The sequence below is a fragment of the Mycobacterium sp. NPDC050041 genome (assembly GCF_049541695.1).
Lineage (GTDB): Bacteria > Actinomycetota > Actinomycetes > Mycobacteriales > Mycobacteriaceae > Mycobacterium.
The window spans coordinates 564,739-580,946 of record NZ_JBMVDG010000001.1; the positions used below are offsets into that span (position 1 = coordinate 564,739).

Here is a 16,208-nt window from a genome sequence, read left to right on the forward strand (position 1 = left end):
GAGATATGAGTGCGCCGCAACGATTCAGGCGGCAGAAGACATGAGGGCGGGTTCGGGAGGACACATGGGGGCGTCTCTCACGAGATACACGCCGCCGGCTGTTCACCCCTCGCCGGCTGTTCGGATCAGTCGCTCCCGAACCCGTCGTACGGCCGACTGTACGCCTCTGACACCCCTCGTACCAGAGGAAATACGTCGCACCGAAGTAAGTGGCCCCGTGTTGCCGTCGGGTCGGGGGGTCAGACGGCAACACGGAGCTATCCCCTGTATCGAACGGTTCGCCGGGGGCGTTACAGCCGTGCCGAAGAAATTTTCACGAGTCGATATTTCGGGGCTCAGGCCTCGAGAATCGCCGCGACGCCCTGCCCGCCGGCGGCGCAGATGGAGATCAGCCCGCGCACCGGCTGGCCGGTCTGCTTCTTCTTCTCCGCCAGCTGCTTGGCCAGCTGGGCGATGATCCGCCCGCCGGTGGCCGCGAAGGGATGCCCGGCGGCCAGTGACGACCCGTTGACGTTGAGCTTGGAGCGGTCGATCGAGCCCAGCGCACTGTCCAGGCCGAGGCGCTCCTTGCAGTACTCCTCGGACTCCCACGCCTGCAGGTGCGCCAGCACCACCGACGCGAACGCCTCGTGGATCTCGTAGAAGTCGAAGTCCTGCAAGCTCAGGCCATTGCGCGCCAGCAGCCGCGGCACCGCGTAGGTGGGCGCCATCAGGAGACCGTCGGTGCCGTTGACGTAGTCCACCGCCGCGGTCTCCCCGTCGACGTAGTACGCCAGCGGCTCGATCGAGTGCTGCTGCGCCCACTCCTCGCTGGCCAGCAGCGCCACCGAGGCGCCGTCGGTCAGCGGCGTGGAGTTGCCCGCCGTCATCGTCGCGTCGCCGAACTTGACGCCGAACACCGGCTTGAGCTTGGCCAGCTTCTCCGCCGACGAGTCCGCCCGCACGTTGTTGTCGCGGTACAGGCCGAGGAACGGGCTGACCAGATCGTCGAAGAAGCCGCGGTCGTAGGCGGCGGCCATGTTCTGGTGGCTGGCGGCGGCCAATTCGTCCTGGTCGACGCGCTTGATGCCCATCTCCTTGGCGGTGATGGCGGCGTGCTCGCCCATGGACATCCCGGTGCGGGGCTCGCTGTTGACCGGGATCTCGATGCCCACCGACGCGGGCAGCTTGCCGACCAGCTTGAGCCGGTCGACGTTGGACTTCGCGCGGCGCAGGCCGAGCAGGTTCTTGCGCAGGTTGTCGCCGAACGCGATCGGGGCGTCGGAGGTGGTGTCCACCCCACCCGCTGCGGCGGCCTCGTAGCGGCCCAGCGCGATGCCGTCCGCTGCGGCCAGCGCCGCCTGCAGCCCGGTGCCGCAGGCCTGCTGGATGTCGAAGGCCGGGGTGTACGACGACAGCGCGCTGCCGAGCACGCACTCGCGCATCAGGTTGAAGTCGCGGCTGTGCTTGAGCACCGCGCCGCCGATGACGGCGCCGAGCCGCTCGCCGTCGAGGTCGAAGCGCTCGATCAGCCCACCCAGGGCGGCGGTGAACATGTCCTGGTTCGAGGCGTTGGCGTACGCGCCGTCCGAGCGTGCGAACGGGATGCGGTTTCCGCCGAGGACGGCGACCCGCCGGCGGGAATTGGTGTCAGCCACGTTTGTCTGCCTCCGTTGTCGGTTATCCAGGGCTATCGATGAGGGTCATAGTACCCACGCTTCTTACTCTGGAGTAAGTTCGTACCCATGCCTTCGGATCTGTATTCCCAAATCGTCCACTCGGCACCCGGCTCGTTCCTCGCCAAGCAGCTCGGCATCCCGCAGCCCGAGACACTGCGCCGGTACAAGGCCGGCGAACCGCCGCTGCCCGGCGCCCTGCTGATCGGCGGCGAGGGCCGAGTCGTCGAGCCGCTGCGCACCGCACTGGCCGACGACTACGACGTGGTGTCCAACAACATCGGCGGCCGCTGGGCCGACAAGTTCGGCGGCCTGGTGTACGACGCCACCGGCATCACCGAACCCGAAGGCCTCAAGGGGCTCTACGAGTTCTTCACGCCGGTGCTGCGCAACCTGACGCCGAGCGCCCGCCTCGTCGTCGTCGGCACCGACCCCGACGCGACCTCGAGCCCGCACGAGCAGATCGTGCAGCGCGCGCTCGAGGGCTTCACCCGCTCGCTGGGCAAGGAGCTGCGCGGCGGCGCGACGGCGTCGCTGGTGTACCTCTCCCCCGACGCCAAGCCCGCGGCCACCGGCCTCGAGTCGACGATGCGGTTCATCCTCTCCGGCAAGTCCGCCTACGTCGACGGCCAGGTCTACCGGGTCGGCGCCGAGGATGCCGTGCCGCCGTCGGACTGGGACAAGCCGCTCGCAGGCAAGGTCGCGCTCGTCACCGGTGCGGCGAGAGGCATCGGCGCGACCATCGCCGAGGTGTTCGCCCGTGACGGCGCCACGGTCGTGGTCGTCGACATCGAGGGCGCCGCCGAGGACCTGGCGAAGGTCCGGGACAAGGTCGACGGCACCGCCCTGACGCTGGACGTGACGGCGGCCGACGCCGTGGACAAGATCGCCGAGCACCTCCGCGAGAACCACGGCGGCACCCTCGACATCCTCGTCAACAACGCGGGCATCACCCGCGACAAGCTGCTGGCCAACATGGACGAAGGCCGCTGGGACTCGGTGGTGGCCGTCAATCTGCTTGCGCCGCTCCACCTCACCGAAGGACTCGCCGAGAACGGCGTACTCGCCGAGGGCGGCCGGGTGATCGGCCTGTCCTCGATGGCAGGCATCGCGGGCAACCGCGGGCAGACCAACTACGCGACCACCAAGGCCGGCATGATCGGTCTGACCGACGCGCTGGCGGAGAAGCTGGCGGACAAGGGCATCACGATCAACGCGGTGGCGCCCGGCTTCATCGAGACGAAGATGACCGAGGCGATTCCCGTGGCCACCCGTGAGGTGGGTCGCCGGCTCAACTCGCTCTACCAGGGCGGCCAGCCCGTCGACGTGGCCGAGACGATCGCGTACTTCGCCAGTCCCGCGTCGAATGCCGTGACGGGCAACACGATCCGGGTCTGCGGCCAGGCGATGCTGGGGGCCTGAGACGTGACACAACCCTCCGGGCTGCGCAATCTGGCGCGTGCCGCCGCGGGCGCCCTGCCGTTCGTGCCGCGTGGCGACACCCTGCCCGACCGCACGCTGACCGTCGACGAGCTGAGCATCGACGCCGCCAACGTCGCCGCCTACGCGGCGGTCACCGGGCTGCGGTTCGGCGACCGGGTGCCGCTGACCTACCCGTTCGCGCTGACCTTCCCCACCGTGATGGAACTCGTCACCGGTTTCGACTTCCCCTTCGCCGCAATGGGTTCGGTGCACATCGAGAATCGCATCACCCAGCACCGGCCGATCCTGGTGAGCGATACCGTCGGGGTGTCGGTGCATGCGGAGAACCTGCGGGAGCACCGGCGCGGACTGCTGGCGGACATCCTCACCGACGTCAAGGTGGGCAACGACCTCGCCTGGCACCAGGTCACCACGTTCCTGCACCAGCAGCGCACCAGCCTGTCCGACGAGCCCAAACCCCCACCGCAGAAGAAGCCCAAGCTGGGCCCGCCGAACGCCGTCCTGCGCATCACCCCCGCGCAGATCCGCAAATACGCCTCGGTCGGCGGCGACCACAACCCGATCCACACCAACGCGGTGGCCGCCAAGCTGTTCGGCTTCCCGAGCGTCATCGCGCACGGGATGTTCACCGCCGCGGCCGTGCTGGCCAACATCGAGGGACAGCTGCCCGACGCAGTCGAGTACACGGTGCGGTTCGCCAAGCCCGTGGTCCTGCCCGCCAGCGCGGGCCTCTACGTCAGCCGCGGGAACGACGGCGGCTGGCAGTTGGCGTTGCATCACCTGAGCAAGGGCGACCCGCATCTGACGGCGACGGCCACAGCGCTGAAGTAGGCTCGCCGCGCGTTGACTTTGCGCTCAGATCGCGATTTCGCGCCTGGACGCGATCTGAGTGCAATCTCAACGTCAGGTATGCGCGTCGGCGACCGACGGGGCGTCCTCGTGGGCCGGTGTGCCCTTCAGGCCGCGCCAGAACAGGTTGATCATCAGCTCGGCGGCCTCGTCCACGTCGGCGTCGCCGGTGCTGACCCGGGTCGCCACCGCCTCACCGGCGCCCACCAGCGCGACGGCCATCATGTCGAAGTCGGTGTCCGGTTCGGGGTGCCGGGTGCCCGACCGCAGCAGCCTGCCGACCAGGTCGACGATCCGGTCGCGGCCCTCGCGCACGGTGTGGGCGAACGCCTGTGAGCTGGTGGCCTGCGTGTAGAGCACCATCCACGACGCCCGGTTGGTGTCGATGTAGGTCAGGAACGACAGCACCGCGTTGCGCAGCAGGTCCTTCGGGCTCTGCGAGAAGTCGATCTTGCTGCGCACCTCGTCGACGAACCGGGTGAGCTCGCGGGCCAGGCAGGCACCGAAGAGCTCCTCCTTCGAGCCGTAGTACAGGTAGAGCATCGGCTTGGAGATCTGCGCCTCGGCCGCGATCGCGTCCATGGACGTCTCGTGATAGCCGTTCACCGAGAACATCTGCACGGCGGCGTCGAGCATCTGCTGCTCCCGGACCGCCCGGGGCAACCGCTTGGTTCCGCCTGCCATGACCTCAGGGTAAGCAATGGGTGACCGGACGGCGTCCGCGGCGCGGTGGTTGAGCGAGAATCACACCATGCCGCTGCCCGACGTGTTCCGCGGCGTCGAGGCCGACGTGCCCCAGGCGCTGGCCGACCGGCTGCGCGAGATCGAACTCGTCGACCACCACGTGCACGGCACCTACGCCGTGCCGGTCGACCGGCCGGAGTTCGAGGCGTCGCTGAACGAGGGCTCCCCCGACCCGGTGCCAGAGTTCATGACGCAGTTCGACTCGCCGCCGGGCCTCGCGGTGCGGCGATGGTGCGCGCCGCTGCTCGGCCTGGCGCCGCTGGCGGGTGCCGACGAGTACTGGCAGCGCAGAAGCGCGTTCACCGCCGAGGAACTGGCCACGACGATGCTGCCCGCCGCGAGGGTGGCGCGGTGGATCGTCGACCCCGGCTTCAAGGGCGACCGGATCACCACGCCGGACGGACTCGCCGCGCTCAGCGGCAGCCCGGCGTCGCAGGTGGTGCGGTTGGAGACGCTCGCCGAGGACCTGCTGAGCGGCGGCGTCGCGCCCGAGCAGTTCCCCGAGGCGCTGCGGGCTGCGCTGGCGACGGCCGCCGGGACCGACGGCGTCGTCGGCGCCAAGACGATCGCGGCCTACCGCACCGGATTCGACATCGACTGGACCCGGCCGACGGACGCCGACGTCGCCGCCGCCGCCCGTGGGCTGGCCGCCCGTCCGGCACCGCTGCGGCTCGACAGCCCGGTGATGACGGCGTTCGGCGCGCACGAGGCGGCCGCACACGGTCTGCCGCTGCAGGTGCACGTGGGTTTCGGTGACCGGGATCTGGACCTGCACCGCACCGACCCGCTGCTGATGCTGCCGCTGCTGCGCACGATGGCGCCGGTCCCGGTGCTGCTGTTGCACTGCTACCCGTTTCACCGCCAGGCCGGCTACCTCGCCCAGGCCTTCGACCACGTGCACTTCGATGTCGGGCTGGGCATCAACTTCCTCGGCGTGCGGTCGACGGCGCTGGTGGCCGAGTCGCTGGAGACGGCGCCATTCGCCAAGCAGCTGTACAGCTCGGACGCGTTCGGCCCGCCCGAACTGCACGTGCTGGGCTCGGTGCTGTGGCGCCGCGCGATGGGGCGGGTGCTCGGCGAATGGGTGCGCTCGGGCGACTGCGGCGTGGACGACGCGGTGCGGATCGTCGACATGATCGGCGTCGACAACGCCACCCGCGTCTACGGGTTGTAGCTCAGCAGCGCGGGTTGGGGCCCTTGGCCGCGGCCATCCGCAGCACCGACGCGTCGACCGCGGCCGGGGTCAGCTCGCCGGCGGCCAGCGCCTTCTCCAGCCGGTCGAGCACCGCGGGAACCTCGCCGGTGCTCACCCACAGTGCGGTGTCGGCACCGGCCTGCAGGCTGCGCAGCACCGCCTCGGCGACACCGAACCGGTCGGTGATCGCCTGCATCGACGACAGGTCGTCGGTGAACACCGGGCCACCGAACGGCGGGCCGCCGTACTGGCCCGAACGCAGCAGCGCGTAGGCCGCCGGGCTGAGGCTGGCGGGGTCGCTCCCGGTCAGCCCGGGCACCTGCATGTGGCCGACCATCACGGCCACCGGCGCCTGGGTGGTCAGCGTCCGGTACGGCACCAGGTCGTTTGCCTGCAGATCGGCCAGCGACGGCGTGGTCACGCTGCCGGTGTGCGAGTCGCCTGAAGCGTGCCCGTGGCCCGGGAAGTGCTTGAGCACCGGGAGCACGCCGGCGTCGCGCAGCCCGCGGGCGTAGGCGCCGGCGTAGTCGGTGACCGTGACCGGGTCCGCCCCGAACGAGCGGTCGCCGATCACGGTGTCGTCGGCGTCCTCGGTGACGTCGACGACCGGTGCGAAGTCGATGGTGATGCCCAGGGCGCGCATCTTGCGGCCGCGGTCGAGCGCGATGCCGTACACCTGCTCGGGCGACTGGCCGGCCGCCAGCTCGCGCGGCGACGGCTGGCTGCCGATCAGCCCGGCCAGCCGCGACACCCGTCCGCCCTCCTCGTCGACGCTGACCGCCAGCGGCAGCGGACCCGCCGCGCCGGAGATGTCGCGTAGCTGGTCGCCCATGATCGACAGGTCGGTCCAGCTGCCGATCATGATCCCGCCGACGTGGTGGGTGTCGACGACCGCGCGGGCGTCGGCGGCACCGGTCACCCCGACCATGAGCAGCTGAGCCAGCTTGTCGCGGGCCGACATGCCCGCCAGCACGTCGCCACAGGCCGGTGCCGGGGGTGCCGCGGGCAGCGGGCCCTTCAGCGGCACATTGGGCGCCGCCTGCGGCACGACGCTGTTGACGGGGCTCGGCTGCGGTGTCGAGGTGGACTGCTCACCGGCCGGCGCACAGGCCACCAGCAGCCCGGCCATCGCTGCCAGCGCGCTCACGCGGGAAAAGACCATAGGGCCCGACACTAGCGGCACGTGAACGCGGAATCGATCCCGTGGTCGTCGCGGCACGTGCTGCGGCACGGTCACCGGCCGGTGCTCGTCGTGCCGCCGGGGCGCTGACCTGCCCGTGCTACGTTGACGGCATGGACAGGTTCATCGTGCCTTCCGCGGCCAGTATCGTCGTCGGCCTGCTGTTGGGTGCGGCGGCCGTGTTCGGCGTGACACTGATGGTGCAGCAGGACAACAGGCCTCCGCTGCAGGCGGGCGATCCGGCGTCATCGGTGCTCAACCGGGTCGAGTACGGCGACAGAAGCTAGCCCCCGGGTGGCCCGGGAGGATGGGCCGCCCACACCCCCCGAGCGGTTCGAGCCGTTGTCGCGGCGCTGGTTGTGGGTGGCCGCCGCGGCGGCGCTGATCCTGACGTTCGCCCAGTCGCCCGGCCAGGTCTCGCCCGACACCAAACTCGACCTCACCGCGAACCCGCTGCGCTTCCTGGCCCGCGCGGCCAACCTGTGGAACAGCGAGCTGCCGTTCGGCCAGGCGCAGAACCAGGCCTACGGCTACCTCTTCCCGCACGGCGCGTTCTTCCTCGCCGGCGACCTCGTCGGCCTGCCCGGCTGGGTGACCCAGCGGCTGTGGTGGGCGCTACTGCTCGTCGTCGGGTTCTGGGGTGTGTTGCGCGTCGCCGAGGCGCTGGGCATCGGCACGCCGACATCGCGCGTCGTCGGCGCCGTCGCGTTCGTGCTGTCGCCGCGCGCGCTGACCACGCTCGGCGCGCTGTCGTCGGAGACGCTGCCGATGATGCTCGCCCCGTGGGTGCTGCTGCCCGTGATCCTGGCGCTGCGGGGCGCCGGACCGGTGCGGCTGCTCGCCGCCCGCTCGGCGGTGGCGGTCGCGCTGATGGGCGCGGTCAATGCGGTCGCGACGCTGACCGGGTGTCTGGTCGCGGTGATCTGGTGGGCGTGTCACCGGCCGAACCGGCGCTGGTGGCGGTTCACCGCGTGGTGGTTCGGCTGTGCGGCGCTCGCGGTCGCCTGGTGGGTGGTGCCGTTGCTGCTGCTGGGCCGCATCAGCCCGCCGTTTCTGGACTTCATCGAGTCGTCGGGCGTCACCACCCAGTGGATGTCGCTGACCGAGATGCTGCGCGGCACCGGCAGCTGGACGCCGTTCGTCGCGCCCGGCGCCACCGCGGGCAGCTCGCTGGTGACCGGTTCGGTCGCGGTGCTCGCGACGACGCTGGTGGCCGCCGCGGGTCTGGCCGGCCTGGCGATGCGGTCGATGCCCGCGCGCGGCCGGCTGATCACCGTGCTGCTCACCGGGGTGGTGCTGCTGGCCGCGGGCTACTCCGGGGGGCTGGGTTCCCCCGTCGCACACGCGGTGCAGGCGTTTCTCGACGCCGACGGCACACCGCTGCGCAACCTGCAGAAGCTCGACCCGCTGCTGCGGGTGCCGTTGGCGCTCGGGCTGATCCACCTCCTGGGCCGCATCCCGCTGCCGGGCAGCGCGCCACGGCCGGTGGTGCGCGAGGCGTTCAGCCATCCCGAACGCGACAAGCGGGTCGCGGTGGGCATCGTCGTGCTGGTGGCGCTGGCGGCGGGGACGTCGCTGGCGTGGACGGGCCGCCTCGCACCGCCGGGCGCGTTCGACGAGATCCCGCCGTACTGGCAGCAGACCGCCGACTGGCTCGACGAGCACAACACCGGCACCCCCACCGCCGGGCGGGTGCTGGTGGCCCCCGGCGCGCCGTTCGCCACCCAGGTGTGGGGCAGCAGCCATGACGAGCCGTTGCAGGTGCTCGGGCGCAGCCCGTGGGGCGTGCGGGACTCGATACCGCTGACGCCGCCGGAGACGATCCGCGCGCTGGACTCCGTGCAACGCCTCTTCGCTGCCGGACGGCCGTCCGCCGGACTGGCCGACACCCTTGCCCGACAAGGGATCTCTCACGTCGTGGTGCGCAACGACCTGGACCCGGAATCGTCGCGGTCGGCCCGGCCGGTGCTGGTGCACCGCGCCGTCGATGGCTCCCCCGGGCTGACGAAGGTGGCGGAATTCGGTGATCCCGTCGGGCCGGGCACGCTCGACGGCTTCGTCACCGACAGCGGGCTTCGCCCGCCCTACCCGGCGGTCGAGATCTACCGGGTGGACGCAGGCACAGGCGCGACGAATCCGGCGGCGCCCTACCTCGTCGACACCGACACGATGGCCCGGGTGGACGGTGCGCCCGAAGCCCTGTTGCGGCTCGACGAACGGCGCCGCCTGACCGGCCGGCCGCCGCTGGGGCCGATGCTGCTGACCGCCGACGCCGAGCGGGCGGGTCTCCCGGCTCCCCTGGTGACGGTCACCGACACGCCGCTCGCACGCGAGATCGACTACGGCCGGGTCGACGACCACGCCTCGGCGATCCGGACGCCCGACGACACCCGGCACACGTTCAACCGCGTCCCGGACTACCCCGTCGACGGCGCCGATCCGGTGTACGGCCGGTGGACCGGCGGGCGGGTGAGCGTGTCGAGCTCGGCGTCGGACTCGACCGCGCTGCCCAACGTCGCACCCGCCGCTGGGCCCGCGTCGGCCGTCGACTCCGACACCTCGACCAGCTGGGTGTCCAACGCGTTGCAGGCCGCCGTCGGGCAGTGGCTGCAGATCGACTTCGACCGCCCGGTCACCAACGCCACGCTGACCATCACCCCGAGCGCCACCGCCGTCGGCGCCCAGGTACGCCGGCTGGAGGTGTCGACGGTCAACGGGACCAGCTCGGTGCGGTTCGAGGAGGCCGGCGAGCCGCTGACGGTCGCGCTGCCCTACGGGGAGACGCCGTGGGTCCGGATCACCGCCGCGGCCACCGACGACGGGTCGGGGGGTGTGCAGTTCGGCATCACCGACCTCTCGGTCACCCAGTACGACGCAGGGGGCTTCGCGACTCCGGTCACGGTGCGCCACACCGTCGAGGTGCCCGGCCCGCCGGCCGGATCGACGGTCGGACAGTGGGATCTGGGCTCCGAACTGCTGGGCAGGCCGGGTTGCGTCGACTCCCCCGACGGGGTCCGGTGTGCGGCGACGATGGCGTTGGCGCCCGAGGAACCGGTGAACCTCAGCCGCACGCTGACCGTTCCGCAGGCCGTCGCGGTGACGCCGACCGTGTGGTTGCGCGCCCGGCAGGGCCCGAAGCTGGCGGACCTGATCGGTCAGCCGGGCACCACGAGGGCCACCGGGGACGCCGACCTGATCGACGTGCAGGGATCGGCGTTCGCCGTGACCGACGGAGATCCTCGGACGACATGGATCGCGCCGCAACGGGTGGTGCAGCAACGCACCCCACCCACCCTCAGCGTTCGCCTGCCGGCTGCGACCGACGTTGCGGCGCTGCGCATCACGCCGAGTGCGGTGGAACCGCCCGCCCGGCCCACGATGGTCGCGGTCAATCTGGGTGACGGCCCGCAGGTGCGCCGGCTGTCCGGGAAGGACGAGTCGCAGACCATCGATCTGCACCCGCACCGCACCGACACGGTGACCGTGTCACTGCTGGACTGGAACGACGTGATCGACCGCACCGCACTGGGATTCGATCAGCTCAAACCGCCCGGCCTCGCCGGGATCGAGGTGCTCGACGGAAAGGGCAGGCCGATCGCGGCCGCCGACGCCGCAGGCAACCGGTCGCGTCCGGTGGTCCTGCCCTGTGGGCGCGGCCCCGTCATCGGTGTGGCCGGGCAGTTCGTGCCGACGTCCGTCCGCACCACCGTGGGAGCGTTGCTCGACGGCGAGCCGATCGCCGCGCAGACGTGCCGCCCCGATCCCATCCCGCTGCCCGCGGGCCAGCAGGAACTCGTGATCAGCCCCGGGCCGACGTTCGTGGTGGACGGCGCGCAGTTGGCCGGCCCGCAGGCCAGCGAGATACAGCCTGCGACAACGACTCCCGTCGACACCGGGCAGTGGGGCGCCGACCGGCGGGAAATCGAGGTCCCCGGGGCGCAGGCATCCCGGGTGCTGGTGGTGCCGGAGAGCGTGAACCCGGGCTGGCACGCCCGTACCGAAGCCGGCGACGAGCTCACTCCGGTGGTCGTCAACGGCTGGCAGCAGGGCTGGGTGGTGCCTGCCGGCACGTCGGGCACGATCACGCTGGGCTTCGCATCCAGCGCGCTGTACCGCGCCGGCCTGGTCGGCGGGCTGTGCCTGCTACCGCTGCTGGCGCTGCTGGCCTGGTTGCCTGCGCGACGCCGCCCACGCCCCGACCACCCGGCCCGGCCGTGGCGGCCCGGTCCGTGGCCGGCGGGCGCAGCCGCGGTGGGAGTCGGCGCCGTCGTCGCCGGTGCGGTCGGGGCGCTGGTCGTCGGCGCCGCACTGGGCGTGCGGTACGTGCTGCGCAGCCGGGTACGACTGCGCGACAGGATCACGGTCGGCGCCGTAGCCATCGGCCTGATCGCGGCGGGCGCCGTGCTGAGCCAGACGCCCTGGCGCTCGGTCGACGGGTACGCCGGGCACTCGGTGGGGGTGCAGTTGCTGGCATTGATCTCGGTGGCGGCGCTGGCCGCGTCGGCGGTGCCGGATCACCGCGAACCGAACCCGCCGCAACCCGCACAGCCCTAGCATCGACGGTGATGCCGCAGCTCAACACCGCCCGCGGAGCGATCGATACCGCCGACCTGGGTGTCACGCTGATGCACGAGCACGTGTTCATCATGACCACCGAGATCGCGGTGAACTACCCGGAGGCCTGGGGCGACGAGCGCACCCGCATCGCCCGCGCGATCGACCGCCTCGACGAGCTCAAGTCGCGCGGGGTGGACACCATCGTCGACCTCACTGTGGTCGGCCTCGGCCGCTACGTGCCCCGCATCGCCACCATCGCCGCGGCCACCGAGCTCAACATCGTGGTGGCCACCGGCCTGTACACCTACAACGACGTGCCGTTCCGGTTCCACTTCCAGGGCCCGGGCACCGCGCTGGGTGGGCCCGAGGTGATGACGGAGATGTTCGTCCGCGACATCACCCGGGGCATCGCCGACACCGGCATCAAGGCCGCGATCCTCAAGTGCGCGACCGACGAACCCGGGCTCACCCCCGGCGTGGAGCGGGTGCTGCGCGCCGTCGCGCAGGCACACCGGCAGACCGGTGTGCCCATCTCCACCCACACCCACGCCGCCACCCGCCGCGGACTCGACCAGCAGCGCGTCTTCGCCGAAGAGGGGGTGGACCTGTCGCGGGTCGTGATCGGCCACTGCGGCGACACCACCGACCTGGCCTACCTCGAGGAACTCATGGCGGCGGGGTCGTATCTCGGGATGGACCGCTTCGGCGTCGACGCCTACCTGTCGTTCGAGGACCGCGTCGCCACCGTCGCCACGCTGTGCGCGCACGGCCACGCCGGGCAACTGGTGCTGTCGCACGACGCCTCGTGCTATTTCGACGCGCTGCCCGAGGCGACGCTGCCGATAGCGATGCCCAACTGGCACTATCTCCACATCCACAACGACGTGCTGCCCGCGCTGCGCCGGCAGGGTGTGACCGAGGAGCAGATCACCACGATGCTGGTCGACAATCCGCGCCGGATCTTCGAGCGCCGGGGCGGGTACTGATGCCACCGGTCGACCCGATCGGCACGCAGGTGTCGCAGCTGGCGGCGCAGGATCCCGGCGCACCCGCGCTCACCTGCGCCGGGCGTACCCTCACCCGCGCGGAGCTCGACGCGTCGACCAACCGGCTCGCCCGCGCCTACGCCGAACTCGGTGTGCGACAGGGTGATTACGTGACGATCGTGCTGCCCAACTCGATCGGTTGGGTGCAGGCCGTGCTGGCCGCATGGAAGCTCGGCGCGGTGCCGCAGCCGCTGTCGGCGCGGCTGCCCGATGCCGAACTGGCCGCGCTGCTCGCGCTGCGAACGCCTGCGCTTCTGGTCGGCAGGGCCGATCCCAACGGGGTGGCGCGCAGCGTCGCGGCCGACTTCGAGCCCGACTCGACGGTGTCGGCGGACGCACTGCCGGAAGCGGTTTCACCGGTGTGGAAGTCGATGGCCTCGGGCGGCAGCACCGGCAGGCCCAAGCTCATCGAAGCAGGCAACGACAGCCGGGTGCCCGCGCTCATCGGAGTGCCGCTTGGCGCCGAACACGGCGACGTCAACCTGATCTCGGTGCCGATGAGCCACAACACCGGGTTCACCACATTCGCGATCGGCCTGCTGATGGGCCACCACATGGTGGTGATGCCGCGGTTCGACCCGCACGAGTTCCTGCGCCTGGTCACCGAGCACCGGGTCACGTTCCTGACCACGGTGCCGACCATCATGCAGCGGCTGCTGCCGGTGTACCGGGCCGACCCGGCCGCATACGACCTGTCGTCGATCCGGCGGTTCTGGCATCTCGCCTCGCCGTGCCCACCGACCGTCAAGCGGGCGTGGATCGACCTGCTTGGCCCCGAGGTGGTGTGGGAGTTGTACGGCGGCACCGAATTACAGGCGTTGACCTTCATCTCCGGCGAGCAGTGGCTCAGCCATCCAGGATCGGTGGGCACCGTCGTCGCCGGCGAGATGACGGTGCTCGACGACGACGGGAACACCTGCGCGCCGGGCGTCGTCGGCGAGATCTACATGCGGCGTTCGCCGGGCAGCGCCCCCACCTACCGCTACATCGGCAGCACCGCGAAGAGCCGCGACGGCTGGGAATCACTGGGCGACCTCGGCTATTTCGACTCCGACGGATTCCTCTACCTCAACGACCGGCGAGTCGACATGTTCACCGTCGGCGGCCGCAACGTCTATCCCGCCGAGATCGAGTCGGCGCTGTCGGCGCATCCGGATGTGTTGTCCTGCCTCGTGGTCGGCATCCCCGACGACGACCTGGGTCAGGTGCCCCACGCGCTGGTGCAGCCCGCACCGGAGTCGACGCTGGACGAGGCGGGGGTGCGGGATTTCGTCGCGCAGCACCTCGCCGGATACAAGGTGCCGCGCGCCGTCGAGTTCACCGATGAGCCGCTGCGCGACGATGCGGGCAAGGCCCGGCGGTCGGCGGTGCGCGACGCCGTCATCGCGAGGTCGGCGCGCTGACCCGGTGACCCGCCCGCCGCGCCGGCATGGTTCGGTACACACCATGAGCCCAGAACTGAGCCGGCGCCACGCCATCGGCCTGGCCCTCGCACTCGCGGCCGGAGCCGCCGCCTGTCCGGGCGTCGCCGCGGCCGCGCCCCCGGTCGCCGACGCCGACATCGCGGGACTCGAGGACCGCTTCAACGCCGAGATCGGCCTGTACGCGGTGGATCTGGCGTCGTCGGCCACCCTGATGCACCGGCCGGATCAGCGCTTCGCGATGTGCTCGACGTTCAAAACCTATGCCGCAGGCCGGTTGCTGCAGCAAGCCGACCAGGGCGCGATGCGGCTCGAGATCACCCCGGTGCCGGTCACCGCGGGCGACATCGTCGCGAACTCACCGGTCACCGAGAAGCGCGTCGGCAGCACGATGACGCTGGCCGAACTGTGCGCCGCCGCGCTGATGAACAGCGACAACACCGCCGGCAACCTGCTGCTGCGCGCGATCGGCGGTCCGCCTGCGATCACGGCCTTCGCCCGCTCGATCGGTGACGACCAGACCCGGCTCGACCGCTGGGAGGTCGACCTCAACGACGCCGAGCCCGGCGACCCCCGTGACACCACCACCCCCCGCGCTCTGAACGGCGGCTACCGCGAACTGCTCACCGGCGGTGTGCTGCTGCCGCCGTCGCGGCAGCAGCTGCTGGACTGGATGCTGGCCAACGTCACCTCCGGCACCCGATTCCGGGCCGCCCTGCCCGCGGGGTGGACCAGTGCCGACAAGACCGGCGCCGGCGACTACGGCAGCACCAACGACTCCGGGCTGCTCATCGGCCCGGCCGGCCAGCGCCTGATGGTGACGGTGCTGACCCGCTCACGCGACGGCCGCGAGAAGGTGCCGCCGCTGAACGACGCCGTCGCCGAGACCGTGCGCGTCACACTGCGCAGGCTCGGGCACTAGGGCGTCAGTGCGAGATGGGTTCCGCCGCCCCGGTGACGGCACTGTCGAGCGGCGGCACCGGCCGTTGCCTGCGGTACTCCCAGCGCCGCAGCGCCATTCGGCACGGTGACTCGACCAGTGCGTAGCTGACGGCCGCGATCGCGAACCCGAAGAGCAGTGTCAGCGCGAGCACCACCGGCATGTGCCCGGTGAAGGCGAATTCGCCGATCACCGGGAACACCATCGCCAGTGCGGCGAGGTGCCACACGAACAGCCCGTAGGACCACCGGCCCAGCGTCACCATCGCCGCGTTGCCGAGGAGGCGGTGCGGGGTGTCCGGGCGGTCGAGCACCAGCGGGGCCAGCAGCGCCGCGGCCAGCACCGCGCCCATCGCCGTCTTCACCATGAACTGGTCGGTGGTGCCGGGCGTCAGCCCTTCGGGACCCGCCACGGGCGACGCCGCGACGAGGTAGGCCGCCACGGCGAGGACGGCCATCACGATCCGCCTGCGTGCCAGGCGGTGTGGCCAGGACACCGGGGACACCGTCAGCTCGGCGAGCAGCATTCCGGCGGCGAACCACGAGAAGAACGCCGGCGGCCAGTTCAGGGCGTTGACGCCGACGGGGGTGCTGATCGGGATCAGCGCCCAGCCGAGGCTGGCGAGCGCCGCCATCACGATCGCCGGGATGCGCGCCCGCACCGGCACCCGCCGCGCCAGCAGCGCGAGCAGCGGCAGCACCAGGTAGAAGCTCACCTCCACCGACAGGCTCCACATCTGGGTCAGCCCGGCGGTCAGCGTCAGCGGGACGTAGATCTGGGTCAGCGTCAGGTTGGCCAGCCACACCGTGAGGTCGGCCCTGGCGTCGGGCAGCAGGGTGAGGATGACGACGACCGCGACCAGGTAGCCCGGCATGATGCGGACGATCCGCGACCGCAGGTAGTGCCCGGTCGGCGGGACGGGCCGCAGACCTCTGGCGGCCGCGGCGTGACCGCGCCACAGCAGGAATCCCGACAGCGCGAAGAACACGGCCACCGCGAGGTCGAAGCGGCCGAGCAGGCGGCCGTCGACACCGCCCGTGTGCCCGGTCTGGAACGCCACGTGGGTGACGACGACGCCGACCGCCGCGCAGGCGCGCATGCCTTCGACGGCGGGCAGGAAGTCGCGCTGCCCTCCAGATGGGGTCGCATCGGTCACGGCGACCAGTGTGCCGGGCGGT

General features: G+C 71.4%; 12 protein-coding genes. 8 read left to right on the plus strand and 4 right to left on the minus strand.

Annotated features, from left to right (window positions below):
• Positions 1–335 precede the first annotated feature (335 nt).
• Positions 336–1,637 (minus strand): acetyl-CoA C-acetyltransferase, encoded by a 1,302-nt coding sequence (locus ACPCHZ_RS02830; protein WP_423483348.1) that lies wholly within the window; start codon positions 1,635–1,637, stop codon positions 336–338.
• Between the two features lie 87 nt (positions 1,638–1,724).
• Between ACPCHZ_RS02830 and ACPCHZ_RS02835 the strand changes: the two genes are divergently transcribed.
• Together ACPCHZ_RS02835 and ACPCHZ_RS02840 are read left to right on the plus strand one after the other, a co-directional pair.
• Positions 1,725–3,077, plus strand: a complete 1,353-nt coding sequence (locus tag ACPCHZ_RS02835) for a 3-oxoacyl-ACP reductase (RefSeq protein ID WP_423483349.1) — start codon at positions 1,725–1,727, stop codon at positions 3,075–3,077.
• A 3-nt stretch (positions 3,078–3,080) separates the two neighbouring features.
• Positions 3,081–3,929, plus strand: a complete 849-nt coding sequence (locus tag ACPCHZ_RS02840) for a MaoC/PaaZ C-terminal domain-containing protein (RefSeq protein WP_423483350.1) — start codon at positions 3,081–3,083, stop codon at positions 3,927–3,929.
• Between the two features lie 72 nt (positions 3,930–4,001).
• On the opposite strand, the gene ACPCHZ_RS02845 is transcribed toward ACPCHZ_RS02840, so the two are convergent.
• Positions 4,002–4,631 (minus strand): TetR/AcrR family transcriptional regulator, encoded by a 630-nt coding sequence (locus tag ACPCHZ_RS02845; RefSeq protein ID WP_423483351.1) that lies wholly within the window; start codon positions 4,629–4,631, stop codon positions 4,002–4,004.
• Between the two features lie 67 nt (positions 4,632–4,698).
• Between ACPCHZ_RS02845 and ACPCHZ_RS02850 the strand changes: the two genes are divergently transcribed.
• Positions 4,699–5,865 carry an amidohydrolase family protein gene (locus ACPCHZ_RS02850; RefSeq protein WP_423483352.1) on the plus strand — a complete coding sequence of 389 codons (1,167 nt, stop codon included), beginning with the start codon at positions 4,699–4,701 and terminating at the stop codon, positions 5,863–5,865.
• Between the two features lies 1 nt (position 5,866).
• On the opposite strand, the gene ACPCHZ_RS02855 is transcribed toward ACPCHZ_RS02850, so the two are convergent.
• Positions 5,867–7,048, minus strand: coding sequence for a glycoside hydrolase family 3 N-terminal domain-containing protein (locus tag ACPCHZ_RS02855; RefSeq protein ID WP_423483353.1), 1,182 nt, complete (start codon positions 7,046–7,048; stop codon positions 5,867–5,869).
• A gap of 131 nt (positions 7,049–7,179) precedes the next feature.
• Here ACPCHZ_RS02855 and ACPCHZ_RS02860 point away from each other — a divergent pair, with 131 nt between their 5' ends.
• Genes ACPCHZ_RS02860 through bla form a run of 5 tightly spaced genes read left to right on the plus strand, consistent with a single transcriptional unit; the run spans position 7,180 to position 15,012 of the window.
• A complete protein-coding gene (locus tag ACPCHZ_RS02860; protein ID WP_264011484.1) occupies positions 7,180–7,353 on the plus strand; it encodes a DUF2613 domain-containing protein in 174 nt (57 codons plus the stop codon).
• Positions 7,354–7,360: 7 nt separating this feature from the next.
• A complete protein-coding gene (locus ACPCHZ_RS02865) occupies positions 7,361–11,620 on the plus strand; it encodes a DUF3367 domain-containing protein (RefSeq protein WP_423483354.1) in 4,260 nt (1,419 codons plus the stop codon).
• A gap of 11 nt (positions 11,621–11,631) precedes the next feature.
• Positions 11,632–12,609 carry a phosphotriesterase-related protein gene (locus ACPCHZ_RS02870; protein WP_423483355.1) on the plus strand — a complete coding sequence of 326 codons (978 nt, stop codon included), beginning with the start codon at positions 11,632–11,634 and terminating at the stop codon, positions 12,607–12,609.
• Positions 12,609–14,072, plus strand: a complete 1,464-nt coding sequence (locus ACPCHZ_RS02875) for an AMP-binding protein (protein ID WP_423483356.1) — start codon at positions 12,609–12,611, stop codon at positions 14,070–14,072. The genes ACPCHZ_RS02870 and ACPCHZ_RS02875 overlap by 1 nt, the downstream gene beginning before the upstream one ends.
• Before the next feature lie 43 nt (positions 14,073–14,115).
• The gene (bla, locus tag ACPCHZ_RS02880) at positions 14,116–15,012 is read left to right on the plus strand and encodes a class A beta-lactamase (protein ID WP_423483357.1); all 897 of its coding nucleotides are present in this window, start codon (positions 14,116–14,118) and stop codon (positions 15,010–15,012) included.
• Between the two features lie 4 nt (positions 15,013–15,016).
• Here the strand turns inward: bla and ACPCHZ_RS02885 are convergent, their stop codons facing one another.
• Positions 15,017–16,129, minus strand: coding sequence for an acyltransferase family protein (locus ACPCHZ_RS02885; protein WP_423483787.1), 1,113 nt, complete (start codon positions 16,127–16,129; stop codon positions 15,017–15,019).
• Positions 16,130–16,208: the final 79 nt, after the last annotated feature.

Excerpts from the sequence above, each read along its gene's own strand:
- ACPCHZ_RS02835 (WP_423483349.1), top strand. The coding sequence starts at position 1,725 with ATGCCTTCGGATCTGTATTCCCAAATCGTCCACTCGGCACCCGGCTCG.
- ACPCHZ_RS02845 (WP_423483351.1), bottom strand. The coding sequence starts at position 4,631 with ATGGCAGGCGGAACCAAGCGGTTGCCCCGGGCGGTCCGGGAGCAGCAG.
- ACPCHZ_RS02850 (WP_423483352.1), top strand. The coding sequence starts at position 4,699 with ATGCCGCTGCCCGACGTGTTCCGCGGCGTCGAGGCCGACGTGCCCCAG.
- ACPCHZ_RS02855 (WP_423483353.1), bottom strand. The coding sequence starts at position 7,048 with ATGGTCTTTTCCCGCGTGAGCGCGCTGGCAGCGATGGCCGGGCTGCTG.
- ACPCHZ_RS02860 (WP_264011484.1), top strand. The coding sequence starts at position 7,180 with ATGGACAGGTTCATCGTGCCTTCCGCGGCCAGTATCGTCGTCGGCCTG.
- ACPCHZ_RS02870 (WP_423483355.1), top strand. The coding sequence starts at position 11,632 with ATGCCGCAGCTCAACACCGCCCGCGGAGCGATCGATACCGCCGACCTG.
- ACPCHZ_RS02875 (WP_423483356.1), top strand. The coding sequence starts at position 12,609 with ATGCCACCGGTCGACCCGATCGGCACGCAGGTGTCGCAGCTGGCGGCG.
- bla (WP_423483357.1), top strand. The coding sequence starts at position 14,116 with ATGAGCCCAGAACTGAGCCGGCGCCACGCCATCGGCCTGGCCCTCGCA.
- ACPCHZ_RS02885 (WP_423483787.1), bottom strand. The coding sequence starts at position 16,129 with ATGCGCGCCTGCGCGGCGGTCGGCGTCGTCGTCACCCACGTGGCGTTC.